Consider the following 14,348-nt stretch of genomic DNA (forward strand, 5'->3'; position numbering starts at 1 on the left):
AATGATCCTCAACGACATCTTCGAGAAGAACGTTCAGCGCCCGATCGAAGGCGTAATCAAGGCGGACGACGCGGAACACCTGAGCACAGAGGTCGAAGAGTATGTGCTCACGAATGAGGCCGCGAAGGAATTGCAGCGTCTTCTCGAGGAGTACGTCAGCCACACGACCGCGAACGGCGTGTGGATCTCTGGCTTCTTCGGCTCCGGTAAGTCGCACATGCTGAAGATGCTCGCCCACCTGCTCGGCGACGTGGATGGCCAGGACTTCCCTCGTGATGAGGTGTCAAAGTCCTTCCGCGCGAAGTCTAATGATGCCTTCCTCCCGAGTCTGATCAGCAAGGCGGACAAGATCCCGGCGAAGAGCCTGCTGTTCAATATCGATCAGAAGGCGACGATCATCACGAAGGACGCCACTGACGCTTTGCTGAAGGTCTTCGTCAAGGTCTTCGATGAGTCCCGTGGCTACTTCGGCAACCAGGGCCACGTAGCCCGCTTCGAGCGCGACCTCGACCAGGCCGGGCACTACCAGGAGTTCCAGGATGCATTTCAGCGGCTGACTGGCAAGCCATGGCTGGAAGAGCGTAAGAACTACATCGTCCAGGGCCGCAACATCGACCGGGCGTATGCAGATGTCATCGGTGGCGACGCTCCGACCGACATCCTGAAGCAGTACAGCAATGATTACGCGGTCTCGATCGAGGATTTCGCTGACGAGGTTGTCGCCTGGCTCGATGCTCAGCCCGCTGGGACCCGACTCAACTTCTTCGTGGACGAGGTGGGTCAGTTCATCGGTGACGACACGAAGCTGATGCTCAACCTCCAGACGATCGCTGAGTCGTTGAGTACAAAAGCCAAGGGTCGCTCCTGGGTCTTTGTGACCTCGCAGGAGGACATGGAGAAGATCATCGGCGATCAGACGAAGAGGCAGGCGCAGGACTTCTCGAAGATTCAGGGCCGTTTCAAGGCGCGGGTGAAGCTCACAAGTCAGGACGTTGAGGAGGTCATCCGCAAGCGCCTTCTCGAGAAAAATGATGCGGGGCAGGCTGCTCTTGGGGCGGTCTATGGTGCCGAGTCCGCCAACTTCAAGACGCTCTTTGACTTCGCGGACGGCGCAAAGACCTACAAGAACTACACAACGGAGGACCTCTTCGTTGGGACCTACCCGTTTGTGACCTACCAGTTTCCACTGTTCCAGCAGGCAATCGAGGGTCTGTCTGAGCACAACGCATTCGAGGGGAAGAACACGGCTGTCGGCGAGCGGTCCATGCTCGGGGTAGTCCAGCAGGTCGCGAAGGACCTCGGGGTGGCTGAGGTGGGCACCCTCGCCAGCTTCGACCGGATGTTCGAGGGTATCCGCTCATCCCTCAAGTCCGCGCCGCAGAAACAGGTGCAGCTTGCCGAACAGCACCTCGACAACCCGCTCGCTGTTCGACTCCTAAAGGCGCTCTTCCTCGTGAAGTATGTCGACGGTTTCACGGCGACCGCGCGAAACCTCACCGTCCTCGTCTACGACCGCTTCGGGCTAAACCTTCCGGCGCTTCAGGACTCGGTCAAGGAGGCGCTGGCGCTGCTGGAACAGCAGACCTATATCCAGCGCAGCGGCGACCTGTACTCGTATCTGACGAACGAAGAGCAGGACATTGAGAAGGAGATCAAGGGAGTTGAGGTCGACTCGTCGGAGGTAATGGACCACCTCTTCAAGCTCCTGCATCTCAACGTCATGAAGCAGCAAGCGAAGTTTCACTACGCCAAGACGAATCAGGATTTCCCGCTTGGTTACATGCTCGACGACGCGCCGAAGAGTCAGCCGCGGGAGTTGACGGTCCATTTCATCACCCCGGCGAATCCGAACGAGCTTGGCAACATTCGACTCCAGGGCGCCGGCAAGGCTGAACTCCGGGTGGTTCTTGACCCCGACAGGCGACTCCTCAGCGAGCTAACGATGCTCCTTAAGACAGCCAAGTACGTCAAGCACAAGCAGGGAACCGCTGTCACCGACAGTGTGAAGCGCATCCTTGACCAGAAGTCGCAGGAGAGCACTATGCGCGAGAAGGAGCTCGCTGAGCGTGTTAGGGAGGCCGTCGGCAAGGCGATCCTTATCGTCGACACCGTCGACGTGGTCTCGTCGGCCACCTCGGCGGAGTCACGGGTCGCGGACGGCATGAATGCGCTGGTTGCCAAGACCTACCCGCAGCTCGATCTGCTCGGCGGTAAGTCGTTCTCCGAATCCGACGTCGCGAAGTACGTCCAGCACGAGGACAACACGCTCGGCACTCTCGGAGGCCAGCTCGAGACCCCGGCCGACGAGGTCTACAAGGTCGGCGTGCTGCAGCGTGACAAGCTCGGCGAACAGGTCACCGTCAAGAAGCTGGTGGACCAATTCCAGGCGAAGCCCTACGGGTGGGACTACGGCTCGGTACTGTGCACCATCGCCTACCTGTACGGGAAGGGCCGGATTACGGTCGAGCTCGACAACGTCACGCTCAAGCGCTCGGAGGTCGCACAGCAGCTTCGCAACTCGCAGAAGCACGCGAGCCTCATCGTCCGCAAGCAGGCCACCTTCGACCCCACAAAGGTGAAGGTGTTCGCCGACTTCGTGAAGGACTTCTTCGATGAGCCCTACCCACCGAAGGATCCAACCGAGTTGGCCCAGCACGGTTCCGAACGACTCAAGGCGAAGCTCGAGCAGTTGAAGAGCATCGTTCAGACTTCCCGCTACCCCTTCACGACGGCCCTCCAGAGCCCGATCGATCTGCTCGAGGCCGTCGTCGGAAAGGCGCCGACGTGGTACGTCAGCGAGTTCGTCGGCGGTGACGAGCTGATCGAAGCCAAGAACGACGTCATCGTGCCCATCGACCAGTTCATCAATGGGCCGCAGGCCGGCATCTTCGACGCCGCGCAGCTGTTCCTGCAACAGGCGTCCGGAAACCTCAGCTACCTGCCGACCGGGCCCGCTTCGGTCGCCGAGTCGCTGCTCGCTGATCCCAAAATCTTCCGGGGCAATAAGGCGAACCAGCTCAAGTCCGCAGTCGACGACCTCCGCTCGAAGCTTGAAGCCCTAATTGCCGAGGAACAGAAGAAGGCGACCGGCGCGATCCTCGCCCGTCGGAGCGACCTGGAGGATACAGATTATTTCAGGGCGGCACCGGAAGACGCGCAACAGGCGGCCATCGGTGAGATCGACCTGGAAATCGCGATGCTTGAGAAGGAGATGAGCATCGCGAAGCTGCGGCTCGCCCCGGGGATGTTCGCCCAGACGACCTTCCCGCGCCTGCTCGCCGAGCTCGCCGCCGCAAGGCCGCTGTCATTCGTTAACCCCATTCTGGATGGGGAGGGAACCTCGGCAGACGAAGAGCGGCCGCAGCCCAAGACTGCCCCGCAGTTCGTCCAGATCACACAGATCCCGGTGCAAGGGGGTAAGCAAGTGCTGGCGTCTGAGACCGACGTAGACGAGTACGTCGATGCGCTCCGCGCGGTGCTAATCGCCGCCATCGCCGAGGGGAAGAGGATCACGCGCTGATGGAAACGGCACCGTTGAAGTCCTTCGCTACGAAGGCCCGTACCGACCTGATGAAGGAGGTCTCAGCGCGGCTCGACGTTGTGTTGGCCTCTGGTTCGAATGCGCGAGCCGAGCAGCCTGGCTCGGTTGCGGCATTGGAGCGTGCGGTTGTGGAGGCCGGTCGTGACGCGGTCGTCGAGCGTGTCGCATACACCTGGTTCAACCGGATTGTTGCTTTGCGTTTCATGGACGCGAACGGCTACACCGGCGTCGGGGTGGTCTCACCGGAGCCGGGTAAAGCGACGGGGCAGCCGCAGGTGCTCTCCGACGCGAAGGGTGGTGACTTCGACAGCGAGGTCGTATCAGCGAAGGCTCAGGCCGCGGTAACCGCTCTGCTGGCTCCGGGTGCGCACGGCGCCGATCCCCAGGGCGCTGCATACGGGTTGCTGCTGGAGGCGTACTGCCGTTTCTGGAACAAGGCGATGCCGTTCATGTTCGAGCGGGAAGGCGACTACACCGAGCTCTTGACGCCGACCGGGCTGCTGTCCGCCGACTCGGTGCGGGGCCGGGCTGTTGCCGTGCTCACGGAGGAGGTGTGTGCCGACGTCGAGGTAATCGGGTGGCTCTACCAGTTCTACATCTCGGAGCGGAAGGACGAGGTCTTTGACGGTTTCAAAAAGAACAAGAAGGCTGGCGCTGCCGAGATCCCGGCTGCGACGCAGCTCTTCACGCCGCACTGGATCGTCCGCTACCTGGTCGAGAACACTCTCGGTCGTCTCTGGCTACTGAACAACCCGCACTCCCGGCTGGCCGAGCAGATGGACTACTACATCGCGCCGGTCGATAAAGAGACCAACTTCCTCAAGGTGTCGAAGCCTGAGGAGTTGAAGGTGATCGATCCGGCGGTTGGGTCTGGACACATGCTCACCTACGCGTTCGATCTGCTCTATGCGATCTACGAAGAGGAGGGCTATACCCCTTCGGAGATCCCGGGGCTGATCCTCCAGCACAACTTGTACGGCACGGAGATCGACCCGCGCGCGGGTGCCCTCGCTGCCTTCGCTCTGACGATGAAGGCAGCGGCCAGGCGCAAGCTGTTCTTGAAGAGTCCGTTCCAACCGAACATCTGCGTGCTCGAGAACGTGTCCTTCGATCCCTCAGAGCTCGACTACCTGTGGTCGCTGACCAAGGGTGCGAACGTTTCTCGTGCAGATGCTGACGAGTTCTGGAATGCCTTTGAGCACGCCGACACCTTGGGTTCACTGATCCAGTCGAGTGAGGAGTTCATCTCGCTCTTTGCGCCAATGATTCAGGATGCTCACACCAGCAGTGACCTGTTGTTGGCCGAGTCCCTCGACAAGGCCGGTACGGGGCCACGTCCCGCTGAGTGGTGGTCTTTCGTTTCCACGCGATGATCAGCTGGCTGCAGTCTAGGCGGCCGTGATCTCGGGCAGCATCACCGCGTCCTCGACCGAGCTGGTGGCGGTGAGTTCGGCCATGGACGCTTCGGAAAAGTAACGGCGGTCGCCAGCTTCCCATTCGTCGTGCTGCTCGATCAAAACGGCGCCGGTCAGGCGCAGCAGGCTGGCAGTGTTCGGGAACACTCCGACGACGTCGGTGCGACGTTTGATCTCACGGTTCAGCCGTTCCAGCGGATTCGTCGACCAGATCTGCCGCCAATGCCGGGCGGGGAAGTGCTTGAACGCCAGCACGTCGGCTCGGGCATCGTGGAGCATCTGGGCAGCCTTGGGGTGAACGCGGTCGATCATGCGAGCAACCTCCTCGAACTGCGCGTCAATATGCTCAGCGTCGGGTTGGGCGAAGATCGTGCGGATGATCGAGGCCACCATCTCCTGCCGACCCTTAGGCAGGACGGTGAGCACGTTGCGCATGAAATGCACGCGGCACCGCTGCCAGGCCGCTCCCTGCACCACCACCGCGATAGCTGCTTTCAAACCCGCGTGCGCGTCGGAGATCACCAGCTTCACCCCGGAAAGCCCTCGAGCTTTCAACGATCGCAGGAACGCTTTCCAGAACTCCTCCGTTTCGCTGTCGCCCACGTCAAAGCCGAGCACCTGACGGTGCCCGTCAGCGGTGATCCCGATCGCGACCACAACCGCTTGAGACACCACCCGCCCGTCGATGCGAACCTTGCAATAGGTGGCGTCCAAGAAGACGTAGGGGTAGGCGATCTGAGACAGGGATCGGTCGCGGAATGCCGCAACCGTCGCGTCCAGGCCGGCGCAGATGCGAGACACCTCGGACTTCGAGATGCCCGTGTCGGCGCCGAGCGCCTTGACCAGATCGTCAACCTTGCGGGTGGAGACGCCGTGCAGGTAGGCCTCCATCACCACGGCGAACAGCGCCTGATCGACCCGGCGGCGCCGCTCCAACAACGACGGAAAGAAACTGCCGGCCCGCAGCTTCGGGATCCGCAACTCCAGATCTCCCGCAGTGGTCGACAGGGTGCGCAACCTCGCCCCGTTGCGAGTCGCAACGCGCTCGGCGGTGCGCTCGTAGGGTCCGGCGCCGATCACCGACGCGGCTTCGGCGTCGATCAGTTCTTGGTAGAGCCGTTCGGTCATCTGACGGATGCGGTCGGTGGTGTCGGTGAGTTTCAGCTCGGCGAGCAGCTGAAGCAGGGCAGACTGATTGAGGGCCATCGTGCGATCTCCTGTCGTGAGTAACTTGGTCGTTCTCACTGACCATCGCACGGTGGCCCCTCACGTCAACGACACGACGCTCAGGACCGGAAAGTCCACCACCCCACGGGACTCAGGCCCGGTACGGTGCTCGAGCAGGCAGCTTACTTGTCTCGGCGTTACCTCGTGGTGGTCGCGAATCCCCCGTACATGGGCCAGGCCACAATGGGCAATCGCCTATCGGAGTACGTAACCCGGCACTACAAAGAAGCGAAGGCGGACCTTGGGATCGCATTCGTGTACCGGAACATCATGCTGGCCGTGGGTCGCGGCTTAGTCGGCATGATCACACTCCAATCCTGGATGTTCCTCGCGTCATTCACGGCGGTTCGAACTCGGGTGACGAATCTCAACCCGCCATTGCATCTTCTGCATCTAGGCACTGGCGCGTTCGACTCAATCGGAGGAGCGGTGGTGTCAACTGCGGCATATGTACTCGGCGGTAAGTCACCTGACGCACTTGCGGACTTCTTCAGGCTCACCGATCCTCAGTCTGAGGCTGGGAAAGCGGCGCTCTTCAAGAGGGCTCTGGCCAAGGACGCGCGCGATGTACATTTCCGGGTTGCGCCGAACAGCTTCACGGATCTGTCAGGCGCCCCTATGGCCTACTGGCTTTCTGACCTCGAGCGCTTCAAAAAGCCGCACCTCGTGTCGAAATGGCGTTCCGGAGGGCGGCTCAAGACCCACGACACATCCAGGTACGTCCGCTACTGGTGGGAAGTGAGCCGAGGCTCCGAGCGTTGGCTGCCTCTCGTAAAAGGCGGTGAGTTTCGGCGATGGTTTGGTAACCGGGACTTCGTGGTGGACTGGTCGCCAGCATCAGTCGCCGAATATGACTCGCACGGCGGTCTGTATCCAACTTCGAGTCGCGGCCAGCGTGGCATTACCTGGACGATGATTTCTGGGGAACCTAGCTTTCGGGTGAAGGCCGCGAGCGACGAGTTCGACTCTGCGTCACCGACGATCCTCCCTAGGAACCCAAACGAAGACTTGCTTGCCGTCCTCGGCTACCTGAACTCCGGGGCTGCACTTGAGATTCTTGCCGCGATAAACCCGACCATCAATAACCGGGTCACGGACGTGCTAGAACTTCCAATACCTGACGCGCTAGACCTACGTCGTGAAGACGTGCACGCGCTTGCCGACCGAGCCGTCACGGCATCACGGACTCTGGATGGTTTCAACGAAACGGCCCCGGACGTTGCTGGTCCGCCGGTGCTGCGAGGACAGTGGAGCAAAGTGTCGGACGCCGTCGCATGGTCTGTTGCGACGGCAGCAGAAGCTGCCGCAGAGATCCTTGACGCGGAGCACGAACTTGACGGCATCTTCCCTTCTGGTGGGCACTTCGTTCCGCGTCGTGGATGGCATGGCGCGTTGCCCGACACGAATTCACGTGTGTCCGATCTCGTTTCGTTTGCGGTCGGCTGCATCTTTGGCCGGTACAGCCTGGATCGAACTGGACTCGTCCTCGCTACCCAGGGGGGCACGGTCGAGGGCTACCTGACACAGGTGCCCACTCCGTCGTTCATGCCGGACAAGGACAACGTGATTCCAATCGTGGAAGGGGACTGGTTCGAAGACGACATCGTCGCCAAGTTTCGGCAGTTCTTGCGCGCCGCTTTCGGGGAGCAACACTTCGCCGAGAACGTGAAGTTCGTCACGGACAGTCTCGGGGTGAAGGACCTCCGCGACTACTTCACAAGGTCGTTCTACAAGGACCACGTCCAGCGGTACAAAAAGCGGCCAATCTACTGGCTATTCTCCTCACCTAAGGGATCGTTCAACGCGCTTGTCTATCTGCACCGCTACAACGCGTCTACGGTCTCGACGGTGTTGAACGACTATCTTCGTGAGTACATTGCGAAACTCGAGGCTGCACTGCCGCAGTACGAAATCGTCGCGACAAGCGGTCGTGGTTCGGTGCGTGAAGTCGCCGCCGCGCAGCGAGAAGCAGAGGGGATCCGGAAGAAGCTCGTCGAACTCAAGAACTACGAACGCGACGTACTTCACCCTCTCGCGCAAGCGCAGATCTCGATCGACCTTGACGATGGAGTTCTGGTCAACTATCAGAAGTTCGGCTCGGCTCTGAAGGACATTGGCCTCAAGAAGGGCGGCGCTGATGACTAGCCCTTGCGGATGGGGGCGACGTGCCGTTCGCCTTTCGTGAAAGCGGAGACCAGCTTGTTCTGAGCTACGTGTCCGACGACTTGCGTTCCCCGAATTGGGTAGACGAGAAGCTGGCGCAAGATGGTCACACGACGTTTTCGCGTGTCCTTACGGTGCAGCGCGCTGATCTGCTCGACCGCACCGATAACCACAACGGGGAGGACCCGGAGGGCGCGGTTCGCGAATTCGTCGTCGGCCGAATCGAAGGCGACTATCGCGTCATCCGTGCCGATGTCCTCGGCCTCAAACAAGACCTCAAGATCGGCAGAGGCGTTCCACTGAGCCGCAAGACATTCGTCGCCGAGCGCGACATCTCGGTCTTTGCTCGGATTGACGATCTCGTCGACCAGCAGATAGTGGTCGGGGGTGAGGATGAAGGCGCGATCCCCGAGCAGGAGTTTGCACGTCTCCTCAAGGCGTTCCCGACCACGACGGAGCTTCGGCTGTACTCCTGGTCGCGGGTGTCGCGCATCGTCGGTGAGTACTTCGAGTCGACTACTGACGCCGAGGAGAAGCTTGCGGAACACCTCGCGCGGCGAGAGCGGACGCTCTCCGTGTCGACAGTTGCAGCCGAACGACTTCCGGCGGCCAACGAACTGGAACTGGAGAAGTTCGCCTACGTCCGAGATCGGATCGAGGAGATGCTCGCGGATGTGGAGGCGTACTCCGAAGCGGACTGGCAGCGGGCCGTCGCGGATCTCTTCCTGCTGATCTTCCCGCAATACATCGCCGTCCTGCAGAAGGTTCGTGTCAAGGAGCGTTACTCGAATAGGCCACGAGCGACAAACCGTGAAATCGACCTCGTACTCGTCGCGGCGAGTGGAGCCATTGACATTCTTGAGATCAAGAAGCCCTTCTCGAATGGACTCATGTCGGTGAGACAGTATCGCGACAACCACGTTCCGGTCCGCGAGCTGTCCGGCACGATCATGCAGGTCGAGAAGTACCTCTTCTACCTCAGCAAGTCAGGACCGGACGGCGAGAAGGCGATCTCCGAGCGGCACAAGGCCGAACTTCCGGCAGGGCTTGACGTCAAGATCACCAACCCGAAGGCGTTCGTCCTCTCAGGTCGTGACGAGAACTTCAGTGGACAGCAGGCGTCCGACTTCGAGTTTGTAAGGCGGAACTCCGCCAACGTCGTCGACATCATCACCTACGACGATCTGCTCAGGCGTCTCGACAACATCCTGAGCGCGCTTCGGCAGCGGACAGAAGGGACGCCCGGTGAGTAGTGCAGATCCGCTCGTTAGGAGCCTCGCCTCCCGTTTCGCGAACGGCCCGAAAATCGACGATCGGCATGTAGTCTTCTGGCACGACCCAGCGGGGGAGTACGACGGGCTCCTCGACGACCTTTCCGCAGATCTCGATAACGTGAAGGTGATCCGGGTCGTCGGGGACGAGTTCGCCGTCAAGAGCCGGCTCCTGCAGGAGGAGCGCAGGCAGAACTTCATCGTCTATCTGCCATACGAGTACCGCGAAGACTTGAGCAACTGGCTCCTCGATCTCGAGTTCGCTTACGGGCGCTTCACCGCAGACAAGGAAGCACTCCTGGGCGACGACCTCGGTCTCAAGGACCAGGCCGCCCGCGCAGTCATCACCGAGTACCCGGGCTTCTTCAACGCCGCGGATCGGCGTGAACGACTGAAGAAGCGTCTCTTGAGCGACGACCCCAAGACGCTCGTGCTCGCGAAGATGTGTGCGGTCCTGCTCAAGACCGAGCAGCACTCGTTGAGCGAACTCACTCGTCAACTTCTCATCGAGGCAGCCGAAGGGGAGGGGGGCGGGCTCAAGCTACTTAACGATTTCGGTCTTCTCGACTTCTACTGGGGCGGAGTGCACTCCACCTACGGATACGCCTCCGAGTCGCCGACCATCGATGACTTCGTCCTCTGGCTGTTCCGATCGGCGCACGAAGGGTTCGCCACTGACACCGCTGGGCGCAATATCGCGATCGACTACTCTCGCTGGCGCGACTCCAAGACCAGCAGCGACCAGATGGGACGTCTCGCGCAGACGGCTGAGGAAGCCCTGCAGATCGCGTCCTCGCTTGAGAATCGGGCGTGGGGTGAGCTGCTCGGGTCGGACGCTTTTGAGTCGATCGACAGGAAGATCATCAGTGACCTCGCCGCCGGGGTCGCGGACAAGTCGATCGCCGCCCACGAGGTAGCCGAGGCGGTTCGGCGGCGTCAGACGACATTCTGGTTCGGGGCCCATGAGGCCGTCTACACCGCTCTCCTCGCCGCGAGCGAACTGCTCACCGCGATCGACGCTTTCGCGCCGACGATGAGCGGATTCGACGACGGCGTGCAGCGTTACGCTGCCGACTGGTCGCGGATCGATCAGCTCTATCGGCATTTCAACCACGCGGTGCGCAACACCGAGCACACCAAGCCGCTTGAGCCGCTCGTCGAGCAGGTGGAGAACTTCTACTCGAACAAGTACGTCGGCCCGCTGGCAACCGCGTGGCAGGTCCAGGTCGACGCCGTGGCGGAGTGGAAGTCGTCGACCGTGCGCGCACAGACGGCTTTCTTCTCCTGGTACGTCAAACCTCAGCTCGACAAGGGCAGGCGGGTCATTGTCATCATTTCCGACGCGCTCCGGTACGAGATCGCCGACGAACTCCGCACCCGCCTCCGCAGGTTCAAGGAGGACAAGTCCAAGCTCGGCTTCGACGCAAGCATCGAACCGACGCTCGGCGTCCTGCCGAGCTACACACAGCTCGGCATGGCTGCGCTGCTGCCGCACCAGACGATCGGCTTTACCGGCGTCAGAGCGTTCACGGAAGTGGACGGCAAGAAGGCCGACGGCACGGCGAACCGCGGCAAGATTCTCGAACCCTTCGGCGGGGCTGCGATTCAATCGGAGGACTTGGTGGGGCTGACGGTGAAAGAGTTGCGCGCCAAGACGCAGCAGCAGCAGCTCATGTACGTCTACCACAACCTCATCGATGCGACCGGCGACAAGATCGGCACCGAGCGGCAGGTTTTTGGCGCCGCCGCCCGGGCGATTGACGAACTCGTGCTCCTCGTGAGCCGATTCGCAAAGGCCGAGGTGGGTTCGATCTTCATCACGGCGGATCACGGATTCCTCTTTCAAGATCGTGAACTCGACGACGCTGGCTACCTCTCCACAGAGCCGCAGGGCGACGAGATCCACGATCGTGACCGTCGCCGGGTGATTGGCCGTGGGCTCAAGGCTGATCCCGCCTTCCGGCACTTCACCCCGGCGCAACTGGGGCTCTCTAGCGACTACGAGGTGCTGATCCCGAAGGGGACGAAGCGGATGAAGCTTCAGGGCTCCGGCGCGAGGTACGTCCACGGTGGTGCCACGCTCCAGGAAATCGTGGTTCCGGTCATCTCGGTGACGTATGCAGACTCGGGCAAGACGGCCGTGCGCCCCGTGAACGTCACCATCCAGCAGAAGTCGCCGAACATCACCACCGCCATTCTCGCGGTCGACATCCACCAGAGTGAACCTGTGAGCGACAAGGTGCAGGGTCGTGAGCTTCGGGCTGGCATCTACCTCGGTGAAGAGCTGCTTTCCAACGAGGTCGTGCTCAAGTTCAACTCCGAGTCTTCGGACCCGAGTGCGCGCTATCTCCCTGCCAGAATGTCCTTGCGGGCCGAAGCGGACCAACACAACAACAAGGACGTCGAACTCAGGCTTGAGGAGCAGATTCCGAACACGACCCAGTGGCGCCTCGTCACCAAGGCCGTGTACAAGCTGAAGCGCTCGTTCCAGGCGGACTTCTAGGAGGGGCGCAGCATGACTGATCTCGATGCAGCCCTGAGCGGCCTCGCCTCGCTCCCCGACGAGGACATCTATGTTCCGGTGGAGGCCCCCGAGCAGTCGGAGCTTGACCGGAAGATCAACCAGCACTTCGACGGGGTCGTCGTCCGTAAGGATCTGGTCAAAGCTGTCAGGGGCAATGCGGTTGTCCCGGGATATGTCCTCGAGTATTTGCTTGGTCAGTACGCCGCGACCGACGACGAGGCGACAATCCAGGAGGGCATCGATAACGTTCGCCGGATTCTCGCTGATCACTACGTCCACCGAAACGAGCACATGCTCATCAAGGCGAAGATCCAGCAGAAGGGCAAGTACCGGATCATCGACCGGGTCTCGGTCGTCTTGAACGACAAGGACGACGTCTACGAGGCGTCGTTCGAGAACCTCCAGATCAGCAAGGTTGTCATCGACGCGCAGACAGTGAAGGCCAACGAGAAGCTTCTCGTGAGCGGCGTCTGGTGCATCTGCGACATCGAGTACGTCCACAACGACAGCCCTGGATCCGTCCCGTGGCAGCTCGGCAGCCTGAAAGCAATTCAGATTTCCGGCATCGACTTCGACCGGTACTTCGAGAGCCGCAAGGCCTTCACGACCGACGAGTGGATCGACGTCCTAACTCAGTCCATCGGGCTGAACCCTGAGCAGTTCAGCCGGCGCGGGAAGCTCATCGCCCTTACGCGCCTCATCCCCTTTGTCGAGCGCAACTACAACCTGATCGAGCTTGGGCCAAAGGGCACCGGCAAGTCGCACACGTTCAGCGAACTCTCGCCGAACGGCATTCTCATTTCCGGCGGCGAGGTGACGGTCGCCAAGCTCTTCGTGAATAACGCCTCCGGCAAGATCGGTCTCGTCGGGTACTGGGACTGCGTGGCTTTCGACGAGTTCGCATCGAACAAGAAGACGGACCAAAACCTCGTCAATGTCATGAAGAACTACCTGGCGAACAAGTCCTTCTCGCGCGGCACGAGCGTCTACGGGGCAGAGGCATCGATGGCGTTCATTGGCAACACGACGCACACCGTGCCGTTCATGCTGAAGAACACTGACCTCTTCGACGAATTGCCGCCCTCCTACCGCGACCCGGCCTGGCTCGACCGCATCCACCACTACATCCCGGGCTGGGAGGTCTCGCCAGTCCGTTCCGAGATGTTCTCCAGCGGCTACGGCTTCGTTGTCGACTACTTGGCCGAAGTGCTGCACTCGCTCCGGAGCGAGGACTTCTCCGACAAGTACCAGCAGCACTTCACGCTCGACACCTCGATCGTGACGCGCGATCAGGACGGCATCCGCAAGACGTTTTCCGGTCTCATGAAGCTGATCCACCCCTCTGGTGAAGCCACGCAAGACGAGATCGAGGAACTTCTCGTCTTCGCCATCGAAGGTCGCAAGAGGGTGAAGGATCAGATTCTCCGGATCGACCCCACGATGCGCGAGAACCCTCCCCGATTCCGATACCAGGATGCGCTCGGTGCGTGGCGTGATGTGCAGTCCCTGGAGGAGATCCAGTATCCGCAGCACTATCGGCGCGACTGGGATGCAGCATCCAACGACGGCGATATCGACGGGGGAGGCCTGCCGGCGTACATGGCGCCAGCGGTACCACGCACCGAGCAACGTAGCGCGGTGTCGGTCGCTCCACCGCTCCCGGTCCCCGAAAACGCGGTCGTTGTCGAACCCACCGCGCCGGGTGCGCCCGAGTTATTCGAAGGATTCCGCGATTTCCAGGCCGGTCAGACCGGTGTCTCCTATGAGAATCTGCTCCTGCCATGGCTCGTCGGGGCGAGGAAGATCACGATCGTCGACGGCTACATTCGTATGTTCCACCAAGGTCGCAACCTCACCGATCTGCTCAGTCTGCTCGCGGTGACGAAGGACCCGACAGACGAGCTCGAAGTGACGCTGGAGACGATTGAAGAGGAGAGGATCGAGTTCAAGCGAAAGCAGCTCGAGATGCTCCTCGCGATCCGGAACGCCGCGGAGTCGTTCGGGATAAAGCTCTTGGTGAAGTGGGATCCGACGATCCACGACCGTTGGATCGTCACCGATCTTGGCTGGCGGATTCAACTCGGCAAGGGGTTGGACATCTGGGAGAAGCCGACAAACGCCTTCGCGGAAGTGCGTCAGGAGTTTCGTCCCATCGCTAAGTCCTTCACCGTGCACTACAACCGCATTCCGCGCGAAGAGGCCTGACT

Annotated in this window: 7 protein-coding genes; 6 read left to right on the forward strand and 1 reads right to left on the reverse strand. The window is 61.0% G+C overall.

The window, feature by feature from the left end; all coding sequences use genetic code 11:
• Position 1 precedes the first annotated feature (1 nt).
• Together brxC and BJ959_RS12210 are read left to right on the forward strand one after the other, a co-directional pair.
• Positions 2 to 3,520, forward strand: coding sequence for a BREX system P-loop protein BrxC (gene brxC, locus BJ959_RS12205; RefSeq protein WP_153983138.1), 3,519 nt, complete (start codon positions 2 to 4; stop codon positions 3,518 to 3,520).
• Positions 3,520 to 4,914: a BREX-1 system adenine-specific DNA-methyltransferase PglX gene (locus tag BJ959_RS12210; RefSeq protein WP_207949382.1), complete on the forward strand. Its 1,395-nt coding sequence runs from the start codon at positions 3,520 to 3,522 to the stop codon at positions 4,912 to 4,914. The genes brxC and BJ959_RS12210 overlap by 1 nt, the downstream gene beginning before the upstream one ends.
• A gap of 15 nt (positions 4,915 to 4,929) precedes the next feature.
• Here the strand turns inward: BJ959_RS12210 and BJ959_RS12215 are convergent, their stop codons facing one another.
• Complete coding sequence (locus BJ959_RS12215) at positions 4,930 to 6,162, reverse strand: IS256 family transposase (protein WP_183321849.1); 1,233 nt, start codon at positions 6,160 to 6,162, stop codon at positions 4,930 to 4,932.
• Positions 6,163 to 6,288: 126 nt separating this feature from the next.
• Between BJ959_RS12215 and pglX the strand changes: the two genes are divergently transcribed.
• From pglX to brxL, 4 genes are all read left to right on the forward strand, one after another.
• Positions 6,289 to 8,328 carry a BREX-1 system adenine-specific DNA-methyltransferase PglX gene (gene pglX, locus BJ959_RS12220; protein WP_153983145.1) on the forward strand — a complete coding sequence of 680 codons (2,040 nt, stop codon included), beginning with the start codon at positions 6,289 to 6,291 and terminating at the stop codon, positions 8,326 to 8,328.
• A gap of 152 nt (positions 8,329 to 8,480) precedes the next feature.
• Positions 8,481 to 9,599 carry a Shedu anti-phage system protein SduA domain-containing protein gene (locus BJ959_RS13050; protein WP_153983146.1) on the forward strand — a complete coding sequence of 373 codons (1,119 nt, stop codon included), beginning with the start codon at positions 8,481 to 8,483 and terminating at the stop codon, positions 9,597 to 9,599.
• Positions 9,592 to 12,120 (forward strand): BREX-1 system phosphatase PglZ type A, encoded by a 2,529-nt coding sequence (gene pglZ / locus BJ959_RS12230; protein ID WP_341800064.1) that lies wholly within the window; start codon positions 9,592 to 9,594, stop codon positions 12,118 to 12,120. The genes BJ959_RS13050 and pglZ overlap by 8 nt, the downstream gene beginning before the upstream one ends.
• A gap of 12 nt (positions 12,121 to 12,132) precedes the next feature.
• Entirely contained in the window at positions 12,133 to 14,346 is a 2,214-nt protein-coding gene (brxL, locus tag BJ959_RS12235; RefSeq protein ID WP_153983147.1) for a BREX system Lon protease-like protein BrxL, read from the forward strand.
• The last annotated feature ends 2 nt before the right edge of the window (positions 14,347 to 14,348 follow it).

It is taken from the genome of Microcella frigidaquae, from assembly GCF_014200395.1.
GTDB lineage: Bacteria > Actinomycetota > Actinomycetes > Actinomycetales > Microbacteriaceae > Microcella > Microcella frigidaquae.